The organism is Anaerocolumna sp. MB42-C2 (assembly GCF_030913705.1).
In the GTDB taxonomy this organism is placed as follows: domain Bacteria; phylum Bacillota; class Clostridia; order Lachnospirales; family Lachnospiraceae; genus Anaerocolumna.
Genome location: NZ_CP133190.1, coordinates 3,083,725 through 3,103,882, shown reverse-complemented (window position 1 = coordinate 3,103,882; position 20,158 = coordinate 3,083,725). Strand labels below are relative to the sequence as shown.

Sequence of the window (20,158 nt, the reverse complement as noted above, 5' to 3'; positions counted from 1 at the left end):
GATGAACGTAGTATTATTAGAGCCGGAGATACCGGCAAATACCGGAAATATAGGGCGTACCTGTGTGGCTACCGGTACCAGATTACATTTAATAGAACCTTTAGGTTTTAAATTAAATGAAAAAGAAATTAAAAGAGCGGGACTTGATTATTGGAAAGATTTAGATGTTACAGTTTATGATAATTATGAAGACTTTCTTAAAAGAAATCCCAATGCAAAAATATATATGGCGACTACCAAAGCGGTTCAGACCTATACGGAAGTAGATTATGAGCCGGATTGTTTTATCATGTTTGGAAAAGAAAGTGCCGGAATTCCGGAAGAAATACTTTTAGAAAACAAAGAAACGGCAGTACGTATTCCAATGATAGGGGAGATTCGTTCTCTGAATTTGTCTAATTCGGTGGCAATCGTACTTTACGAAGCTTTACGCCAGAATAACTTTTCCGGTATGAAAAGAACCGGGCAGCTACATCACCACACATGGGATGAAAGCTTATAATTTATTAATAATGAATAGAAGTACAACTGGATGGACCTAAAAAGTCTAATCCTGATGTACTTTTTTATTGCATAGGAAAGTTCTCCGAACTTTCCTATGTAATTATAAATGAAACCAAAACTAAATATCAGGAGTTTTCTATGAACAGTATGGTAATAATAATTATATAAACAGATTAGCACCTTAAAAGATTGGAAGGATTTTATGAAAGAAAAAACGAATTGTGAATATTGCGGTAATTATATATATGATGAAGAATATAACTGTTATGGTTGTGATGTCTATCTGGATGAAGATGAAATGGGGAAATTTTTAAGGAGTTCCTATGATAATTGCCCACATTTTAAATTTAATGATGAATACAAGATTGTAAGGAAACAAATGTAACAGATGTCTCCTTACAAAAGAAATCCCTCTGTTCTGGGCAGGGTGAAGATAAATTCTGTTCCTACACCCTCCGTACTGATTACATTAATATTTTCATTATGTGCAGCTATAATTTCCTTGGTTATGGAAAGACCAAGGCCGGTACCTTTTTTATCTTTTCCTCTGGAAGCATCCGTCTTATAAAAACGTTCCCATATCTTTTTTATACTCTCTTTTGGAATACCAATTCCACTGTCTTTCACAGAGATAAATACTTTGTCGCCTTTCTCTACTGTTGAAATTTTAATTGTGGAATTATGGTGGCTGAACTTTATAGCATTATCCAACAGATTATAAAGCACCTGCTGAATTTTACCCATATCCGCATCCACTAAAGTTTCTTTGGAAGAAAAGAAAAGATTAAGAGTAATCTTTTTCTGAGTGCAGGCACCCTCAAAACTTTCTGCAGTTTTCTTAATAATATGATTAATATCAAATGATACAATTTCCAGTATCGTACCATGATTTTCAAAGCTGTTTAAAGCTAACAGACTTGTTGTCAGCTTATTGAGACGTTCTGTTTCAAAAAGTATAATACCCAGGTATTTATCTTTCATTTCATAAGGGATTGTGCCGTCCTGTAAGGCTTCCGCATATCCTTTTATAGAGGTTAGTGGAGAACGGAAATCATGGGAGATATTTGCTACGAATTTCTTCTGGTAATCATCCAGGTTGTTGATTTCTCCTGCCATATAGGATATGGAATTGGCAAGACTTCCGTACTCGTCCTGCCGTTTCATTTTTAAGACGTAAGAATAATTTCCCTTGGTATACTCGGAGGCAGCTTTATTCAATTTACTTAAAGGTATTATTGTCAAATAATAAATATATGAGAATAATAGGAATAAAAACCCTAAAAACAGGATAAAGCAGATATTAATTATATCAATTACATGAGTGCATTCCCTTTGTATGCCGTTAATAGAGGAGTGCATAACAATATAACCCTGTATCTGATACTTATAAATCACCTTATATACTACACTTAACATGGGTTCTGATAATACATCTTTCATAACGGTATGGTTATGAAAGGTAAAGTCCAGAAAGTCAGGGTTAATGTCGAGGACATTAATCGGCTTATCACTCTCCGTATTTGGTTTCGTATCGGAAATAACAAAGCCGGAATTGTTCACAATCCAAATACGGGCATTCAGGATAGTGCCGATGGTTTTAATCTGTGTTGTCAGGTTAGGAAGGGACAATTCTTCATTGTAAAAGCTGGTCATATATTCATCGGAAATAGAAGCAGCTTCGTTATATAATAAAGATTTTTTATCCTCAATTAATTTATCTTTATAACGGTTTGCTGCATATGTATTAAGCAGTATAAACATAAATACTGCAGAGAAAATATAACATATCAGAAGTTTAATCCATAAATGTTGTTTCATAATAACTCCCATTGCATAAAGCATTGTTTGATGATGATTTACTGCTTATCATATTTTCAACTGCTTCCGGTACAGCTTAAACTACATAACTTGCAGATGTTACTATTATTTTTTAACTTCAAATTTGTAACCAATACCCCAAACAGTAGACAGGCTCCAGGAAGTATGATCTTTAATTTTTTCCCTAAGGCGTTTTATATGCACATCAACGGTTCTGGTATCACCAATATATTCATATCCCCAGATATGATCCAGAAGCTGCTCCCTGGTAAATACCTGGTTTGGGTGGGAAGCCAGGAAATAAAATAATTCCAGTTCCTTTGGAGGCATTTCTATTGTATTGCCGTAATACATTACGGAATAGTTTGATTGATTGATAACTAAATCCGGATAAGACACATAATCACCGGTCTGTTCGGAAACCGTAGTCTCCGCAGCTTGTGTTACCGTTGGATGAAAACGTCTTAGGACAGCTTTAACACGGGCAACTAACTCTTTGGAATCAAAAGGTTTTATAATATAATCATCCGCACCCAGTTCCAGACCTAATACTTTATCAAAGATTTCACCTTTGGCTGATAACATAATAATAGGTACGGAAGAGGTTTTACGGATTTCTCTGCAGACCTCATAACCATCTATTCCCGGAAGCATTAAATCCAACAGGATAAGATTCGGCTGATAAGTTGCAAAATTAATAATTGCCTCCTCCCCATCATGTACCATAAGAGTATCAAAACATTCCTTGGTAAGATAAAGGGAGATTAATTCTGCTATGTTTACATCATCATCCACAATTAATATTTTTTGTTTCGTTGCCATAAAACCTCCTACTTAATATGTGTATTGAGTTTAGATTTAATTTAATCATCTGGACCCGGAGTAAATGGAACATGAAATCTTAAACCCGTAACAGGTATTTGAATGATTAAATCTTATACTCCATTTGAAAATTATTGTATAAATTCAACAATGGTTACACCCTGACCGCCTTCGCCAAAAGCACCCTCCCGATATGATTTTACATATTTGGTCCTTTTTAGATGGGAGTGTACAGCATTCCTAAGGGCTCCGGTACCCCGTCCATGGATAACGGTAACCTGTGGCAGATGTGACAGGTATGCATCGTCTAAATACTTATCCAGAAGGGAAAGTGCTTCGTCCACTGTTTTACCGATCAGGTTTATCTCCGTGCTGATGGAGAATGTTTTGGACATTTTAATCTTTCCGCTGCCGGTTCGGTTTATATTAGGTCCGGTGATTACCGGTTCATCAATTAACTCTAAATCACTGATATTAACAAGGGATCTCAAAATACCCATCTGGACGTATAAATCGCCTTTGGCATTTGGGATACTGCTTACGGTACCTTTTAATCCTAAGCTTAATACATTAACAGAATCACCTAATTTGAAATCTTTTGCTTTCGGTGTCTTCTTAGATTTTTTGTTGTTCTTTATAGAAAGACCGGACTCAGCCTGTGATAATTTTTCCCTGAGCGCCGTACGTTCATTTTCCATATCTCTGGTGATACCGCCCTCACTGCTCCATTTATTAAAATTCTTAATGGTTCGGTCGGCAATATCTTTTGCATCCTGTAGAATTTTTCTTGCTTCTTCTTTAGCTTCTGCCATAATTCTGTCTTTGGCGTTGTCGATCTTCTCGTTTTTCTGTTCCAGTCTGCGGCGTAACTCCTCGATTTCCTTCTTTGTTTTACTGATTTCCAGGCGTTCGTTTTCCATTGCAATTCGGTTTTTTTCTAAATCACTGATCAAATCCTCAAAGCTCTTATCCTGTATTCCAATCAGGTTTTTGGCATCATTAATGATAGAGTCAGGAAGGCCTAACTTAGAGGATATTGCAAATGCATTACTTTTACCGGGAATACCGATTAACAATCGGTAGGTCGGCCGAAGGGTTTCTACATCAAATTCACAGCAGGCATTGCTAACCCCCTCCGTTGATAGGGCATATACCTTTAATTCACTGTAATGGGTAGTTGCCATAGTACAGACTTTACGCTTATGAAGGTTTGATAAAATAGCCATAGCCAGTGCGGCACCCTCTGTCGGGTCGGTTCCGGCACCTAATTCATCAAAAAGAACCAGAGATTTATAGTTTGCTTTCTCCAATATGGATACGGTATTTGTCATGTGGGATGAGAAAGTACTTAAACTTTGTTCAATACTTTGTTCATCGCCGATATCTGCGTATACTTCTTCAAAAACTGCTAGTTCAGATCCGTCAAATGCCGGAATGTGTAAACCTGCCTGCCCTAAAAGTGTAAATAACCCGACCGTTTTAAGGGAAACGGTTTTACCGCCTGTATTCGGACCTGTAATAACCAAAAGATTAAAATCTTTACCTAAAGTAATATCGATTGGAACAACCTTTTTGGAATCAATTAAGGGATGTCTGCCTTTTTTAATGTTAATTATGCCCTTATCATTAAAGGCAGGCTCCGTACCTTTCATCTGCTTTGACAGGGCTGCCCGGGCAAATATAAAATCAAGTTCTGCAATAACCCGTACATTGTTGTCCAGATTTTCTGTTTCAATCCCTGCCTGGTTACTCAAATCTGCAAGTATTTTCTCAATCTCTTCCTGTTCTTTAATCTCTAATTCTTTCAAATCATTATTTAGTTTAACTACCGCCATTGGTTCAACAAATAATGTGGAACCGGAAGAGGACTGGTCGTGAATCATGCCGGGAAACTGGCCTCTGTATTCCTGTTTAATAGGCAGGCAGTATCTGCCGTTACGCATGGTAATAATATTCTCCTGAAGTTTGGTTCTTGAACTGGAAGAATTCAATAAAGAATTTAACTGTTCATGGATCTTATCGTTGGCCACTTTCATGGAACGGCGTATATTTTTTAAGGCAGGGCTTGCATCATCTGCAATCTCCTCTTCACTAATGATACAGCGTTTTATCTCATTATTAAGAGGTGTTAAGGGTTCCAGTGAAGAAAACATCTCATCCAGGGAATCTCCTGCATTCTCCTCATTATCCCGAACACCGTATGCCTTAATTCGCAGAGCGGCATCCAGTACGGAACTGATATGAAGAAGTTCTCCTGCCCCAAGAGTGGACCCTATCTCCAATCTCTTTAAAGAACCACGAATATCGTGTAAGCCATAAAACCCCAGGCTTCCCTTGCGGTAAATACGGGATAAGGCATCCGAAGTTTCTTTTTGCCTTGATTGGATTTCAATAATGTCGTCACTGGGTTGTAAAGCGGCGCATAATTCTTTGCCAAGCCCTGACCCGGCTAAAGAAACTAATTTATCTATAATCTTGTTATATTCTAATTTAAATAAAGCCTTTTCATTCATAAGCTTCCTCCATATTAAACTATTGCCTATTTTCAATTATCGTTTATAATAATACTTACGGAAATTGTTTTCTAAATCTCCGATAAAAGGCGGTGTTACTGACGCAAGTATCTTAAGTACAGGTTGCTTCCTAATTCTTTATTTTACCTTATTTTCGTTAAAAATAAAACCATTATTTAAAAATACCTAATGAAATACCCTTTTGTTTACAAATCATTCATATAATGTTCATAAGTAAATGATAAAATATACATACGGATTGTCCTAAAGGAGAAAAGAAATGTCTAATGATAACAAAAATAAGGATGAGAAAGAGTACTCTTTTATCCAGGAACAGATAGCGTCCAAAAAGAAATTTAAATTTAGAAGAATGTTTTACTCCGTAACTTGGACGATAGTATTGGCATGTATTTTTGGTATTGTAGCAGGTGTTTCATTTTGTATTTCCCAGCCTGCGATTAATAAAATTTTAGGAAAATATCAGGATAAAAAAACAGTTGAATTTCCAACAACCACTCCGGAGAGTTCATCCACAGGTCCGGATCAAAATAAACCGCATATGGGAAGTACGGAAAATACGAATAAACCCGAAACGGATAAACCAAATAATAGTGAGAGCGAAAAGGAAACTAAGGAAGAAACGAAACCCGATACAGTAGTAATTGAGAAATATATTCAGGCGGATGTACAGGATCTAAACAATATTTATATGGACTTAAGAAATGTTGCCAGTGAAGTAGACAAATCCATTCTTAATGTAACCAGCATTAAAAACGGAGTAGATGTGTTGTTTAATAATGAATTTGAGGCTTCTGAAGTGTCCTCTGGATTAGTAGTAGCCAATAATGGTGCCGATTTGCTGATATTGGTCAGTTATGACAGAATTCAGGATGCTAAAAATATTAGGGTAAATTTAACAGAGTCTTTGGATGTGAAAGCAAAACTTCAGGATTATGACAGTGATCTTAATCTGGCAGTTATTGCAGTAAGTCTTGCTGATATTCCGGATACGGTATTAAGTAATATAAAGGTAGTAAAGCTGGGTGAATCATATCCATTGATAATCGGTACCCCTATTATTGCTCTGGGAAGTCCCAATGGTTATGTAGATTCCATGGAGTATGGAATTATAACCAGTAAGGATACCAGTACCTATATTACAGATAATAAAATAGACTTATTCACTACCGATATCCTTGATAATGAAAACAGCGATGGAATAATCGTTAATCTTCGTGGTGAAGTAATCGGTATTATTACTCAGAAATTAAAGGATGAATATAATAAGAATGTTAATACGGTTATTGGTATTTCCAGGATAAAAGAGATCATTGCCAGCCTGGTAAATAACCAGGAGAGAAGTTATTTTGGTATCAAAGGAGCCGATATGACGGAAACTGCATTAAAGCAGGCCGGTATTAATAATGGTATTTATATTACTGAAGTCGAGGCAAATTCTCCGGCGTTAGAAGCAGGATTGCAGAGTGGTGATATTATTCTTTCTGTTAATGGAACAGAGATATTATCCGTTAATAATTTTAACAGTCTGATAAAAGCAGGTGAACCTAAATCGACCCTAAAGGTTACGATCAGACGTAATACGAAAAATACATCAAAAGATATGGATTTGGAAGTTGTGCTTGGTAAGAAAGACAGATAATAAAGATAGAGAATAAAAATAGAGAAGAAAGAGCTCTTAAACTTATGGTTTAAGAGCTCTTTCTTCTCTATTTGTTTTATTATTAAATTAATTCAATAGATAAATTCCAGCTATCCAATGAAAAATGAGTTAGTTAAATCTTTGGTAAATGCATAATGAACATCAAAAAAGTATTTCATAGCACCGTTTAGAAAAGCATTGGAATCTAATTTTGAGTATTGTACTTCCACGTTATCGACCATTCTCCGAAAGCCGGTAGATTTCAGATTTTTATTAATCTCATTCAAGAATAAATCGCCAAGTAGAATACTTTTACCACCAAGTATTATTAAATGAGGATTTACAATAGAGATTAAATTAGCAAGACCGTACGATAAAACACGGGCAATTTCTTTTATAACTTTTTTGGAAACTGCATCTCCGTATAAAGCGGCATTACCCAGCGTAGCATAAGTAATAGCAGGAAGACGGTCTAATGCCGGACTTCCGCCCTCTGCTTTCACCATTTTGGCAAGAGCGCTTTCACCCATCATAGCTTCAATACAACCTCGGTTACCGCAGGCGCACAGAACACCGTCCGGATCTGCGGAATAATGTCCAAACTGAGTGGAGGCTCCATTTGCTTTACCAACCATTTTATTTCGTATAAATAGCGTGGCTCCTATACCACGGCTAAAATTAATAAATGCAAAATCCGGTTCTGTCACACGTGCATATACTTTCTCCGCATATGCGGAGCAGGCGGTATCTTCCAGTATTGCTACCGGAAATTCACGGAATGTTGATTTTAACGATGCAATAAGGTTCATACCCTCGGATTTAGGAAGACTAAGGGTTGTGGAATAAATTTCTTCATTAACAGTGTCTATCATTGCAGATACAACTACACAGACACCTAGAATTTGCTCTCTGTTAACTTGAGTCAGAACATACTCTTCCATACATTTACGGGACAATGAGACATAAGTATCATCCCCCTCCAGTTTAAGATGAAGTTCAAAGGTAGTTGCACCGGTAATGTCCATTAGATATAAGTTTATATAGTTTTCAATCCAGCTAAAGACTACAACATAATAACTGGATGGTTTAACATGCAGACTGTTCGGCTTTCGCCCCACGTTATTTGAATCCGCTACTCCAGAATCATAAACAAAACCGCGGTTTATTAGTTCATCAATCAGAGTTGAAACGGTTGTCTTGCTTAAATTGGATAATTTAGCCAACTGTGCTCTGGAGATGCCGCTATTGTTATAAATCTCATTATATAGCAGTTTCATATTGGAATCTTTTATAAGGTGCTGGTTTACTAGTTTCAAGTTGATACCTCCTGGTAAATTATAACTTTAGATATGTTTCGTATTGAGGAATTTTAGAGAGAAATCATTAATTAATCCAACTAACTTACTAATTATATAAAATAGTAACATAATCACATTATTTTAGCAATAATTTTATTTTTTGAAATTTAATAAAAAAAAAATTGACAATAAAGATAGTCAGTGTTATCATGTGAATAGATTAAAAGTTCCAAAAATTACCCAAAATAACAAATATTCGACAAAGCAAAGGCGCTCTAGAATAACCGGAGCTTTTTTTTAAAGGTAATTAATAAGGTGGGTGGACAAACTAATAAACTACTATTTAGAAAAGAGGTGCCATTATGAAAGTAGGACTTATTGGTTGCGGCGGGATGGGTACCGTGCATAATCTGTCCTTAAAAGAATTATCTAAGAAATATGATATTCAAGTAACCGCAGTTGCAGATTGCAGATAAAAATTTTTAGAAAAGGCGGCTAGTTTTTGGGCAGATGTGGAAAAGTTTAAATACGGCAAAGACATAATTGAAAATACAGATGTTGACCTTGTACATATTTGTGTCCCGAGTTATTTACATGCCGATTTACTAATCCTGGCAATGGAGATGCTTAGTTAATAAAAAAACGATTGAAATAGCCCCATTGTCGGAAGGTGTTAAGTCAGTTTTACTTACTTTAAACGAATTATCAGAGGCAATGAAATAATTATATTTTATTATCTCTATAGTTAAATTTACTATTACTAAAGGAGGAAATTTATGATGAAGAAATCTCTAGCGTTATTGTTAAGTTTGGCAATGGTAGTAATTATGTTAGCAGGGTGCAGCGGGGGCGCATCAAAAGAAACAAATAATGATGCAGGTACAGCAGATACCGCATCCAGTGACGCTGGCAGTACAGATGCAGGTGCAAACACAAGTGCCGCATCCGGTGAGGATGTTACATTAACTGTCTTTGATGGCCAGGCATATGGTCTCGAAAGATATGATGAGCTTGTTAAAAGTTTTGAAGAGAGTCATCCTGGAGTAAAAGTTGAAGTACAGCATGCTGCCAATGATACGGATACCCTTTTAAAAGCAAGAATAAACTCTGATGATGTTCCGGATGTATTTGCCGTACAGACAGGTACGCAAGCGAAATCATATTATGATTTTGCATATGATTGGACCAATGATACGGATGTTCTTGCAAAGTTTAATCAAGCTGCAGTAGATACAGGTAAAGATGCAGACGGTAATGTAAAGTCTTTGCCATGGACCTATGAAAATATGGGACTTATCTATAATAAGGATCTGTTCCAAAAAGCAGGCATCACAGAAGTTCCCACAACTATATCACAATTAGAGGATGCTTGTAAAAAATTAGATGCTGCAGGTATTACAGCATTTTCATTAGCTGCAAAAGAAACCTGGGTTTTAGGACAGCTTGCAACACATTTCTTAATGGATAAGTCTAAAGATGCAGCCGGTACGGTTGCAGCTATGAACGATGGTTCTTTAACTTTTGATACGGCACCTAATTTTAAGAATTTATTTAAGGTATTGGATTTAGCAGTTAAATACGGACCTGATAAACCGCTGGAAATTGATTGGGAAACCTCAGAAAACATGTTAGCAAACGGAGAAGCTGCTATTATACATATGGGTGACTGGTGCCAGGCTACTCTGGATAAATTTAACCCGAATGCAAATCTTGCATTCTTACCAGTTCCTGTAAGTGAGAATCCGGATGATACCAATTTATTATCTTCCATTTCATGGACGTATATCGTTAACAAAGACTCAAAAAATCTTGATTTAGCGAAAGAATACTTGCAGTATATCTTAACCTCCGACGAAGGTTTGGATTGGATGTGTAATACAATCGGATCAGTACCGTCTGCTGCAGGAGAACATAAAGTTGCAGGTAAACTGGCAAATGATGCAGCAGCTTATATTTCAGCAGGTAAGACCAATGGTTGGATTCATACCTCATACCCGGATGGATATAATGACAGTACCATGGGACCTACCCTTCAGGCGTATATGTTAGGTGACCTTCCGGTAAAGGATGCAATCGCCTCTCTTCAGGCAGGCTGGGTTACGCAATAGTAAATAATTATATGATTAAATAGTATATTTTAAAGGAGCTGCTGCAAATTCATACTTTGAATTTTTTGCAGCAGCCCTTTACTTTATAACAGGGAGGCGAAACGATGCGTGTCAAAACAAAAAGAAAAATATCAGAGGGAATATGTTTTGCCATTTTCACCATACCGGCTCTAGTGTTTGTGTTATTCGCGTCGGATATTCCTTTTGTGATGAATCTGTACTATTCCGTATTCAAATGGAATGGAATCAGTAAAGATATGACTTTTGTTGGTTTTGATAATTTTAAAAAAATACTTACAAATGATCCGTTATTTATTAAATCGGCTTTATTTACACTTAAATATTCTGTATTCTATGTCATTATCGTTAATATCATATCCTTAGCAGTTGCATTAAAACTTGCAAAGCAAAAGAAAAAAAACAGCCTGGGTCGTGCATTTTATTATGTCCCCTATCTTATCAGCCTTACAGCAATCAGTTTAATCTGGAAATTTATTTTCGGACCTGGATTTGAGGCGCTGTTTGATATAACCGGCTGGCAATTTTTTAACTGGAGCTGGGTTGGTACACCAAAACTGGCTTTTTATGTTGTTGTTATTATGACTGTGTGGCAGAATATAGGTTTTTATATGGTTACTTATATAGCGGGAATCATTGCGGTTCCGGTAGATGTATTGGAAGCGGCCAGAATTGACGGCGCCTCTAAATGGATGGTAACAAAGAAAATAACCTTTCCTCTCATCATGCCCTCCATATCCATATGTTTATTTACATCACTGACCTTTTCATTTAAATTATTTGATGTCATCATGGTATTTACTAAGGGCGGCCCGGCTAATTCTACTATATCAGTAGCTTACAATATCTATAAGGAAGCTTTTACAAATAGCAGCTACGGTCTTGCTACAGCGAAATCACTGATATTCTTTATTGCTGTGCTGGCAGTTACGGTTATACAGATGAGAGTTACTAAGTCTAGGGAGGTTGAGGCATAATGAGAAGAAAACATAGGGATATTGATATATTATCATGGGTCATATTAGCCTGCTCAATCTTTTGGCTTATGCCTCTTTTATTGATTTTTATCAACTCATTTAAACCGTATAATGATATGATCCAGCATTTTCTGGCCTTACCAACCAGCATTAATTTTGATATGTATATAGAGACCTGGACGACTTTTAAATTTTCGCAACTTACTTTAACTACTCTTTTATATACGGTTTGTACGGTATTGGGAGTTGTAATTTGTGCACCTATGGCAGCATATAAATTAGCAAGAACGAAAACAAAATACAGCACTGTTATTTTCGGGCTTATTATATTGCCTATGATGGTCCCTTTTCAGGCTTATATGATCACATTAACGAAATTAGTGTCAAAAGTCGGTATAAATGGAACAAAGGTGGGTTATATCATGGTATCTGTAGGATTATGCATGCCTTTGGCGGTGTTTATGATTCATGGATTTATCAAGGGAATTCCGCTGGAATTGGAAGAGAGTGCCTTAATAGATGGTGCATCCAGATACCGTACCTATTTTTCAGTAGTTCTTCCGTTGTTAAAACCGATTCTTACAACGGTAATTGTATTGGATGCGCTGGCTACCTGGAATGATGTAATTACCAATCAGTTAATTGTAGGAGGCAAGCAGAATGCATTAAATATACAAAATGCTTTGTATATGCAATTTTCTGCCCAGACTTCAGATTGGGAACATGCATTACCAGGAATCGTGATGTCTACGATACCAAGCTTAATCTTTTTTGTATTTATGCAAAAACATATTGTAGGCGGAATAACCGCGGGGGCGGTTAAAGGCTAATTAATGGGACTAGTATGTCATAAGACCATCTAAACCCCAAGTTTATGGAAGTGAGGAGAATTCGGAATGAATGTGGGTGTATTAATCGAACTGAATAAAAATATAGACGATAAATTTGAAGAATTGCGTGGGATGGGTATGAACAGCTGCCAGCTGGTATGCTGGGATGAAAATAAATTTACGGATGAAATGGCAGAATTAGTTAATCAGGCTGTTAAAAAACATGAAGTGCATATTACGGCATTCTGGTGTGGCTGGTCCGGTCCTGTGACCTGGGATTTTTATGATGGACAGCTCACGCTTGGATTAATACCGGCTGCTTACCGCTTCTGCCGTTTGCAGACATTAATGAATGGTTCTGATTTTGCTAAAAAAATGAATATAAGGGATTTCGTAACCCATGTAGGGTATATACCGGAAAATCCTTTTGATGAAAATTACACCGGTACTTTGGTTGCATTAAAGAAATTAATTGGTAAGTGCAAAGAAAACGGACAGAATTTCTTATTTGAGACCGGCCAGGAGACACCGGTAACCTTAAGAAGGGCAATTGAAGATATTGGTTATGATAATGTAGGTATTAATCTTGATCCGGCTAATCTGTTAATGTATGGTAAGGCTAATCCGGTGGATGCACTTGATATATTAGGCAAATATGTGCTTGGTATTCACGGAAAAGACGGAATGTATCCTACGGACGGCAGAAATCTGGGAGAAGAAAAGCCTCTTGGAGAAGGCAGGGTAGATTACCCTAAGTTTATAGCCAAACTAAAGGAAATCGGCTACCAGGGGGATATTACCATAGAAAGGGAAATCTCCGGGGAAGAACAGAAGAAAGACATTATCAAGGCGAAAAAAATATTGGATGAACTGATCCAGGCTTAACAAAAAAAGGTGTCAGAGGAGTTATAAAACAACTTCTCTGGCTATTTTTATTTTAGAACAAGGTTGAAAACCAATGTCTGCTAAGGTATAATGTATGGGACGACGGAAAATCCGGTGTAAGAAATAGTAGAATTAAGGTAACCTCTATAAAAATAAGAACGAAAAGAATTAGAAAGGCCGGGTATCTGAATGAGATATATTGGAGAACTTAGGGATGGAGAAATGGTTTCGGAAACCTATCTCTGTAAAACAAAACAAACGTTAAAAACAAAAGCAGGAAAGAATTATTATTCTCTGCTACTACAAGATAAATCGGGAACATTAGATGCAAAGATCTGGGAGTTGTCCGGCGGAATCGATCATTTTGAAGCAATGGAGTATATCCGTGTAGATGGGCAGGTAATTTGCTTTCAGGGTGCTCTTCAGCTTAATATTAAGCGGGTAAGAAGAAGTCAGGAGGGCGAATACGATCCTGCTGATTTTGTACCTACAACCATGAAAAATATCGATGAGATGTACAGTGAATTATTGAAATTTATCAGTTCCATCGAGCAGCCGCATATGAGAAAACTGGCAGAAAGCTTTTTTGTGGAAGATAAAACTTTTATAGCCGGTTTTAAATTCCATTCTGCAGCAAAAAGTGTACATCATGGTTTCGTTGGAGGTTTATTAGAACATACGTTAAGTGTAGTGAAACTTTGTGATTATTATGCTAATAATTATCCCTTAATAAACCGGGATCTCCTGATTACCGCTGCAGTTTTTCATGATATCGGAAAGCTTTATGAGTTATCTGTTTTTCCTGAAAATGACTATACGGATGACGGACAGTTATTAGGGCATATTTATATGGGAACTGAAATTATAGGAAATAGAATTAACACAATACCAAACTTCCCGGTTCAGCTGGCTTCTCAGTTAAAACACTGCATCTTAGCCCATCATGGAGAACTGGAATATGGTTCACCTAAGAAACCTGCGATTATTGAAGCGCTGGCTTTAAATTTTGCCGATAATACAGATGCGAAGTTGCAGACGATGACCGAGATTTTAAACAGCGGGGATGAAAAATCAACCTGGCTTGGATTAAGCCGTTTATTTGATTCCAATATACGGCGTACTACGATTTAAGAAATCAGGCAACACTTATTAAAGTGTTGCCTGTGTATTTTTTTCGACTTGAAGAATAGACATAACTGTATTTCACTGCTTGAAATTTAGTTATAACAGCATTTTTACCAAACATGATAGTTCAGGATAAAGCCGTTACCAAGAGGAAAACGAATCAAAGAAATGAGATTTTACTTAGAAATGAAAGAGAGACAGAATGCTAATTAATAAAAATGACGAATTAATTATTGAAATAGAAGATATTGGTTCTGATGGAGAGGGAATCGGCAAGTACCAGGGTTACACTTTATTTGTTAAAAATGCCCTGCCCGGTGATAAAGTAAGGGTAAAGGCCATGAAGTGTAAAAAGAATTACGGGTATGCCAGGCTGGTGGAAGTGATGGAAGTTTCTCCTCATCGTGTAACTCCAAAATGTAAGATAGCTGATAAATGCGGCGGCTGCAGTCTTATGCATTTAAGTTACGAGCGGCAGCTTTTGTATAAACAGAATAAGGTAAAAAACTGTCTGGAACGTATTGGGGGATTTACGGAGGTACCCTTAGAACCGATCATCGGGATGGAAGAACCCTATTATTACCGAAATAAAGCCCAGTTTCCTGTAGGAAAAAATAAAGACGGTAAAGTAGTAATCGGATTTTATGCCGGAGGGACACATTCAATCATAGATACGGGTCATTGCTTTATACAGGCGAAAGGGAATGATAATTTAATAAAAATTATTAGATTATTTATAGAAAAGTATGACATCAGTGTATATGAGGAAGAAAAACAAAAGGGGGTAATAAGACATATTCTCACCAGAATCGGATATGTAACCGGTGAAATTATGGTATGTATCGTCATAAACGGAAATGAGCTTCCCCACCAGGATAAATTGGTACAACAACTAAAAGAAATTCCTGGAATGACCAGCATCAGTTTAAATATTAATAAAGCAAATACCAATGTCATATTAGGGGATAAAGTAATTAACCTGTGGGGACAGCCCTTTATAACGGATTATATCGGTGAAATTAAATATCAGATATCTCCGTTATCCTTTTATCAGGTGAACCCGCAGCAGACTAAGTTATTATATGAAACTGCACTTGAATTTGCAGATCTGCACGGAGATGAAACCGTATGGGATTTATACTGCGGAATCGGTACCATATCCTTATTTTTGGCCTGTAAGGCAAAAATGGTATATGGAGTGGAGATCATACCTCAGGCAATTGAAGATGCCAGGAGAAATGCAGAAATCAACCAGATAACCAATGCAGAGTTTTTTGTCGGGGCAGCAGAGGATATTCTTCCCGAGAAATATAAAGAAAATAATATTTACGCCGAGGTAATTGTGGTCGATCCACCCAGAAAAGGCTGTGAAGAAAGTCTTCTTGATACAATTGTAACGATGGCACCGAAAAAAGTAGTTTATGTTTCCTGTGATCCTGCTACTTTAGCAAGAGATCTTCGCTACCTTTGTGACAGAGGATATGAACTGATGAAAGTTCAAGCAGTGGATCAATTTGCACATACGGGGCATGTGGAAGCGATAATTTTGATGACACGTAGTGGTTATAAGGGGAAATGAGGCAGGTGAACCACTATATGTAGTAGCTTTGGAGCTAAAAATGAGCAAAATAAGGGCACAAAAATTGCATTTGTTTAGCCCTTTTTTTAGGGCGTTTCATAGATGACATTAGGGTTTTTGAAGATAACATCCAAAATATACAAATTCTATAGATGATAGCTAAAGGCATTGGACCTAAGAGAATCGAATACCTAGTATATCCTTTTCAGCCGTTTCTGGGCAATTTCAAGGGTTGTGGAAAAGCCTGCTGATGGCAGGCATGAACGTAAGACTGATGCTAAGTTATTTAATGCCAAAAGTCCACAATCATCTGAATAATGACTGCTCTTCGTGTGTTAACCAAATCTTAACCCACAATATGTTACAGTTGATTGGTGTATTTATCGAATGGAGGTGAAGCATGAAATTACTGGTTATAGAAGATGAAATATCCTTGCAATTGGCTCTGAAAAAAGGTTTTACGAAATTAGGTTACGCTGTAGATACTGCGTCCGATGGTGAAGAAGCGTTGGAATGTTACTATTCCTCTATTTATGACGCTATTATTTTGGATATAAATTTACCGAAGATAGATGGTATTACCGTACTAAAGGAAATCCGAAAAGAAAACGCGGAGGTCAGAGTTCTTATACTCTCTGCGCGGAACGAGTTAGATGATAAAATAATCGGACTTGATACAGGAGCGAATGATTATCTTGCAAAGCCATTTCATTTTAAAGAACTGGAAGCAAGAGTCCGGGCATTATTGCGGCGTGATTTTTTAACACAAAGCACTGAAATTGTTGCAGGTGGGTTGGTTTTAGAGACAGCTTTAAAAAAAGTTCATCTTGACGGTATAGAAATTAACCTGACAAAAAAGGAGTATGGCATCTTAGAATATTTACTGATGCACAAAGGGACTATTGTGAGTGGTGAAGATTTAATTGAGCATGTTTGGGACAGTGAAGCGGATACATTCACAAGTGCCTTTAAGGTTCATATTAATTCACTAAGAAAAAAATTGCCGCGGAATACAATAAGAAATATAAGGGGGCAAGGCTATTATGTTGAGTAAAATTTCTTTACGATTGAGACTGACAATTCTGACATACAGTATTTTGGTTGTAGCCTGTGCCTGTTTAACGACTGTGTCGGTGTTCAATGCAGGTAACATGTTTTTGAAACCAATTAAAGCCTTGTCTGTTCAGCCTACGGTGCCTAAGCCAATCATATCTGATACTGAGACGGATGAAAATGTACCTCCCACAACTGCATATATTTATGATATGCTTCAGGAGTCAAAAAAAGGGTTCACACTGCAAAGCATATTAGTGATGGTTGCAATTACAGGTATTGGGACCATATTAACATGGTTTGTTGCTGGAAAAGCGCTGAAGCCGGTTACTACACTCAGTAAGACTGTTGAAGATATTGACGTGAACAATTTGTCGACACAAATTCCTGTTCCATATAGTAAGGATGAGGTTGCGCGACTCACCTACTCATTCAATAATATGCTTACAAAAATTAGTATGGCTTTTGAAAGTCAAAAACGATTTGCTCAAAATGCTGCGCATGAATTGAAGACACCATTATCTGCCATGCTGACCAACATCGAAGTAATGGAGATTGATGAGGATTCGGCAAGCATTGAAGAATATAAAGAGAATTTGCTTATAGTAAAGCAAAATGTAGAAAGAATGACAGCCTTGGTTACCGATTTGCTTGCACTAAATGTGGAAAAAAATCATATGGATATCAGCCGCTTTTCAATCCGTGATTTGTTTGTCTCTATATTAAATGACAATGATAATGATATTAAAAAAAAGAATATTTCTGTAAATATTAATGGCGAGAGAGAGATTAATGGAAATCGTTTTATGCTAGAAAGAGCATTTTCGAATATAGTCCAAAATGCCATACGATACAATCATAATAATGGTTCGATTATAATTTATTGTTCTGAATCAGGTATTACTATTTCCGATACCGGTATTGGAATTCCTTCTGACAAATTACCACACATTTTCGAACCATTTTACTGCGTAGACGCATCCCGTTCCAGGGCGCTTGGCGGGAGTGGACTTGGGCTTGCAATAACAAAAGAAATTTTTGATAAAAATGGAATTAAAATTGATGTTGTTAGTACTGAGAATAAAGGAACAATATTCACTGTGACCAATTTATGAGATGATTGCTTGTTCTTTCATTTATATTCTTATCTAAAACTTAACCTTCTGTTTGATATACTTAAACTATCAAAAAACAGGAGGTTATTTTTATGCAAAAGAAAATAGTAGTCATTATTCTTATTGTTGGTGTGGTGATTTTGGCAGGAGCAGTGATTTTTACAAAGTTCTATCCCATGTCAACCAGTGCCAATTATAGTCCTGCGGGTGCAGGTCAAACCGCCGCCACAATTGACAATTTTAATGCAGTAGATCTAAATGGTAATAAAGTCACAAATGATATATTCTCGGATTATAAACTCACGATGATTAATGTTTGGACGACTTCTTGCTCTCCTTGCCTAAAAGAAATGCCTGATCTTGCCGTTCTCGATAAAGAGCTGGAGGAGAAAGGGTTTAATGTGATCGGTATTGTGGATGATCTGATCGATGCCGACACAGGGGATGTTAGTGAATCAGCTACAGAACTTGCATTTAGAATATGCGACCAAACTGGTGTAAAATATACGAATCTCATCCCCGACGCAACTCTTAAACAGGGTATCTTGAACGGTTTGGGCGGTTATCCATCGACTTTCTTTGTTGACAAAGATGGAAAGCTTGTAGGAAAGAAATATTTTGGTTCACATACAAAGGATGAGTGGAAAGAAATTATAGAAGAGCTTTTGACGAAGGTGGAGGCGTCCTCGAAATGAGGCAGAGACTATTGATGTCCTTAGCTCTATCTCTTTCTGGTATTTTCATGATGGCGATGGGCGTCATGAGAGGCGAGGTAGAGATTGTATTCTCAAAAGCTATTCATATTTGCTTGGAGTGTATAGGAATTGGCTAAAGTAACCCTTCGCAGTACAGTTCAAGCTATTTGGACCCTCGCTTCAAATAGCTATCTTGTAGGACTTATACAAGGGAAAATATATAAAGGTAACTTGAAGAGAATATGTGTACCGGGGCTTAATTGCTACTCCTGCCCCGGTGCGCTTGGCTCCTGCCCAATTGGCTCTCTGCAAGCGGTTGTTGGCAGCTGGAAATTCCAGACTTCACTTTATATAACAGGATTTCTGATGCTTATCGGCGCAATATGCGGTCGGTTTGTTTGCGGATGGCTTTGTCCTTTTGGGTGGATTCAAGATCTGCTGTATAAAATTCCTTTTGTAAGGAAGTTAAAAACCTTCAAACTGGACAAACCGTTAAGATTTTTAAAGTATGTCATATTGCTTCTATTCGTAATCATATTACCAATGTTTATAGTCGATGTTATTGGACAAGGAATGCCTTTTTTTTGCAAATTAATATGTCCATCAGGTACCTTGATGGGAGGGTGGCCTCTAATATTATCGAATAAGCCGTTACAGGATACAATAGGCTGGTTGTTTATATGGAAAAATGTAGTTTTAGTTGCAATCATTATTCTATCAATTATAATTTATAGACCGTTTTGCAAGTATATCTGTCCACTCGGGGCGATTTATTCGCTTTTTAATCCTATCTCTTTTTATAAACTCCGAGTAGCAGAAAGTAGGTGCACAAAATGTGGAATATGCTCAAAAACTTGTGGGATGAATATTGACCCATATAAACAGCCTAACCACCCTGAATGCATTCGGTGTAATGCATGTAAAAAGGCATGCCCTACTAATGCCATAAGCGTTGGATGTCTGTCAGAGAAAAAGGAGATGCTAGAGCTAAAGTTGCAAGCAAAAAAGCAGTAAGATAGATATAAGGGCGGATATATAAGATGTTTTGTTCATGTCCGTTAAAACACTTCAGCATATCAATAAATGTTTCAAGGTCTGAATTCTCTCATTTTGTAATGCCTTCTATTGACTTAAATCAGACTGATGATATATTATTTA

General features: G+C 36.9%; 18 protein-coding genes. 14 read left to right on the top strand and 4 right to left on the bottom strand.

Going from position 1 to position 20,158, the window contains the following annotated elements; translation table 11 throughout:
- Position 1: 1 nt before the first annotated feature.
- Positions 2 to 502, top strand: a complete 501-nt coding sequence (locus tag RBU59_RS13675) for a tRNA (cytidine(34)-2'-O)-methyltransferase (RefSeq protein WP_308148416.1) — start codon at positions 2 to 4, stop codon at positions 500 to 502.
- A 204-nt stretch (positions 503 to 706) separates the two neighbouring features.
- On the top strand, positions 707 to 889 hold the full coding sequence (locus RBU59_RS13670; protein WP_308148415.1) for a DUF6472 family protein: 183 nt from the start codon (positions 707 to 709) through the stop codon (positions 887 to 889).
- Between the two features lie 11 nt (positions 890 to 900).
- On the opposite strand, the gene RBU59_RS13665 is transcribed toward RBU59_RS13670, so the two are convergent.
- The 3 genes from RBU59_RS13665 to RBU59_RS13655 form a co-directional block, all read right to left on the bottom strand.
- Complete coding sequence (locus RBU59_RS13665) at positions 901 to 2,322, bottom strand: HAMP domain-containing sensor histidine kinase (RefSeq protein ID WP_308148414.1); 1,422 nt, start codon at positions 2,320 to 2,322, stop codon at positions 901 to 903.
- A gap of 105 nt (positions 2,323 to 2,427) precedes the next feature.
- Positions 2,428 to 3,144, bottom strand: a complete 717-nt coding sequence (locus RBU59_RS13660; RefSeq protein ID WP_308148413.1) for a response regulator transcription factor — start codon at positions 3,142 to 3,144, stop codon at positions 2,428 to 2,430.
- A gap of 131 nt (positions 3,145 to 3,275) precedes the next feature.
- The gene (locus RBU59_RS13655; RefSeq protein ID WP_308148412.1) at positions 3,276 to 5,657 is read right to left on the bottom strand and encodes an endonuclease MutS2; all 2,382 of its coding nucleotides are present in this window, start codon (positions 5,655 to 5,657) and stop codon (positions 3,276 to 3,278) included.
- Positions 5,658 to 5,937: 280 nt separating this feature from the next.
- Between RBU59_RS13655 and RBU59_RS13650 the strand changes: the two genes are divergently transcribed.
- Positions 5,938 to 7,317: a S1C family serine protease gene (locus tag RBU59_RS13650; protein WP_308148411.1), complete on the top strand. Its 1,380-nt coding sequence runs from the start codon at positions 5,938 to 5,940 to the stop codon at positions 7,315 to 7,317.
- Between the two features lie 110 nt (positions 7,318 to 7,427).
- On the opposite strand, the gene RBU59_RS13645 is transcribed toward RBU59_RS13650, so the two are convergent.
- The gene (locus tag RBU59_RS13645; protein ID WP_308148410.1) at positions 7,428 to 8,633 is read right to left on the bottom strand and encodes an ROK family transcriptional regulator; all 1,206 of its coding nucleotides are present in this window, start codon (positions 8,631 to 8,633) and stop codon (positions 7,428 to 7,430) included.
- Positions 8,634 to 9,391: 758 nt separating this feature from the next.
- Between RBU59_RS13645 and RBU59_RS13640 the strand changes: the two genes are divergently transcribed.
- From RBU59_RS13640 to RBU59_RS13590, 11 genes are all read left to right on the top strand, one after another.
- Positions 9,392 to 10,723 (top strand): ABC transporter substrate-binding protein, encoded by a 1,332-nt coding sequence (locus tag RBU59_RS13640; protein WP_308148409.1) that lies wholly within the window; start codon positions 9,392 to 9,394, stop codon positions 10,721 to 10,723.
- A gap of 104 nt (positions 10,724 to 10,827) precedes the next feature.
- Complete coding sequence (locus tag RBU59_RS13635) at positions 10,828 to 11,718, top strand: carbohydrate ABC transporter permease (RefSeq protein WP_308148408.1); 891 nt, start codon at positions 10,828 to 10,830, stop codon at positions 11,716 to 11,718.
- A complete protein-coding gene (locus tag RBU59_RS13630) occupies positions 11,718 to 12,548 on the top strand; it encodes a carbohydrate ABC transporter permease (protein WP_308148407.1) in 831 nt (276 codons plus the stop codon). The genes RBU59_RS13635 and RBU59_RS13630 overlap by 1 nt, the downstream gene beginning before the upstream one ends.
- Before the next feature lie 66 nt (positions 12,549 to 12,614).
- A complete protein-coding gene (locus RBU59_RS13625; RefSeq protein ID WP_308148406.1) occupies positions 12,615 to 13,433 on the top strand; it encodes a sugar phosphate isomerase/epimerase family protein in 819 nt (272 codons plus the stop codon).
- Positions 13,434 to 13,622: 189 nt separating this feature from the next.
- On the top strand, positions 13,623 to 14,564 hold the full coding sequence (locus RBU59_RS13620; protein ID WP_308148405.1) for a 3'-5' exoribonuclease YhaM family protein: 942 nt from the start codon (positions 13,623 to 13,625) through the stop codon (positions 14,562 to 14,564).
- 196 nt (positions 14,565 to 14,760) lie between these two features.
- Positions 14,761 to 16,137 carry a 23S rRNA (uracil(1939)-C(5))-methyltransferase RlmD gene (gene rlmD, locus RBU59_RS13615; RefSeq protein ID WP_308148404.1) on the top strand — a complete coding sequence of 459 codons (1,377 nt, stop codon included), beginning with the start codon at positions 14,761 to 14,763 and terminating at the stop codon, positions 16,135 to 16,137.
- A 400-nt stretch (positions 16,138 to 16,537) separates the two neighbouring features.
- Complete coding sequence (locus RBU59_RS13610; RefSeq protein WP_308148403.1) at positions 16,538 to 17,191, top strand: response regulator transcription factor; 654 nt, start codon at positions 16,538 to 16,540, stop codon at positions 17,189 to 17,191.
- Entirely contained in the window at positions 17,181 to 18,305 is a 1,125-nt protein-coding gene (locus RBU59_RS13605; protein ID WP_308148402.1) for a sensor histidine kinase, read from the top strand. Before RBU59_RS13610 ends, RBU59_RS13605 begins: the two co-directional genes overlap by 11 nt.
- A gap of 92 nt (positions 18,306 to 18,397) precedes the next feature.
- Positions 18,398 to 19,000 carry a TlpA family protein disulfide reductase gene (locus RBU59_RS13600; RefSeq protein ID WP_308148401.1) on the top strand — a complete coding sequence of 201 codons (603 nt, stop codon included), beginning with the start codon at positions 18,398 to 18,400 and terminating at the stop codon, positions 18,998 to 19,000.
- Positions 18,997 to 19,137 (top strand): CD1871A family CXXC motif-containing protein, encoded by a 141-nt coding sequence (locus RBU59_RS13595; RefSeq protein WP_308148400.1) that lies wholly within the window; start codon positions 18,997 to 18,999, stop codon positions 19,135 to 19,137. Before RBU59_RS13600 ends, RBU59_RS13595 begins: the two co-directional genes overlap by 4 nt.
- The gene (locus tag RBU59_RS13590; protein ID WP_308148399.1) at positions 19,130 to 20,014 is read left to right on the top strand and encodes a 4Fe-4S binding protein; all 885 of its coding nucleotides are present in this window, start codon (positions 19,130 to 19,132) and stop codon (positions 20,012 to 20,014) included. The genes RBU59_RS13595 and RBU59_RS13590 overlap by 8 nt, the downstream gene beginning before the upstream one ends.
- The last annotated feature ends 144 nt before the right edge of the window (positions 20,015 to 20,158 follow it).

Bases quoted from the DNA above. Each gene is read 5' to 3' on its own strand.
- RBU59_RS13675 (WP_308148416.1), top strand. From the start codon at position 2: ATGAACGTAGTATTATTAGAGCCGGAGATACCGGCAAATACCGGAAAT.
- RBU59_RS13670 (WP_308148415.1), top strand. From the start codon at position 707: ATGAAAGAAAAAACGAATTGTGAATATTGCGGTAATTATATATATGAT.
- RBU59_RS13665 (WP_308148414.1), bottom strand. From the start codon at position 2,322: ATGAAACAACATTTATGGATTAAACTTCTGATATGTTATATTTTCTCT.
- RBU59_RS13660 (WP_308148413.1), bottom strand. From the start codon at position 3,144: ATGGCAACGAAACAAAAAATATTAATTGTGGATGATGATGTAAACATA.
- RBU59_RS13655 (WP_308148412.1), bottom strand. From the start codon at position 5,657: ATGAATGAAAAGGCTTTATTTAAATTAGAATATAACAAGATTATAGAT.
- RBU59_RS13650 (WP_308148411.1), top strand. From the start codon at position 5,938: ATGTCTAATGATAACAAAAATAAGGATGAGAAAGAGTACTCTTTTATC.
- RBU59_RS13640 (WP_308148409.1), top strand. From the start codon at position 9,392: ATGATGAAGAAATCTCTAGCGTTATTGTTAAGTTTGGCAATGGTAGTA.
- RBU59_RS13635 (WP_308148408.1), top strand. From the start codon at position 10,828: ATGCGTGTCAAAACAAAAAGAAAAATATCAGAGGGAATATGTTTTGCC.
- RBU59_RS13630 (WP_308148407.1), top strand. From the start codon at position 11,718: ATGAGAAGAAAACATAGGGATATTGATATATTATCATGGGTCATATTA.
- RBU59_RS13625 (WP_308148406.1), top strand. From the start codon at position 12,615: ATGAATGTGGGTGTATTAATCGAACTGAATAAAAATATAGACGATAAA.
- RBU59_RS13620 (WP_308148405.1), top strand. From the start codon at position 13,623: ATGAGATATATTGGAGAACTTAGGGATGGAGAAATGGTTTCGGAAACC.
- rlmD (WP_308148404.1), top strand. From the start codon at position 14,761: ATGCTAATTAATAAAAATGACGAATTAATTATTGAAATAGAAGATATT.
- RBU59_RS13610 (WP_308148403.1), top strand. From the start codon at position 16,538: ATGAAATTACTGGTTATAGAAGATGAAATATCCTTGCAATTGGCTCTG.
- RBU59_RS13605 (WP_308148402.1), top strand. From the start codon at position 17,181: ATGTTGAGTAAAATTTCTTTACGATTGAGACTGACAATTCTGACATAC.
- RBU59_RS13600 (WP_308148401.1), top strand. From the start codon at position 18,398: ATGCAAAAGAAAATAGTAGTCATTATTCTTATTGTTGGTGTGGTGATT.
- RBU59_RS13595 (WP_308148400.1), top strand. From the start codon at position 18,997: ATGAGGCAGAGACTATTGATGTCCTTAGCTCTATCTCTTTCTGGTATT.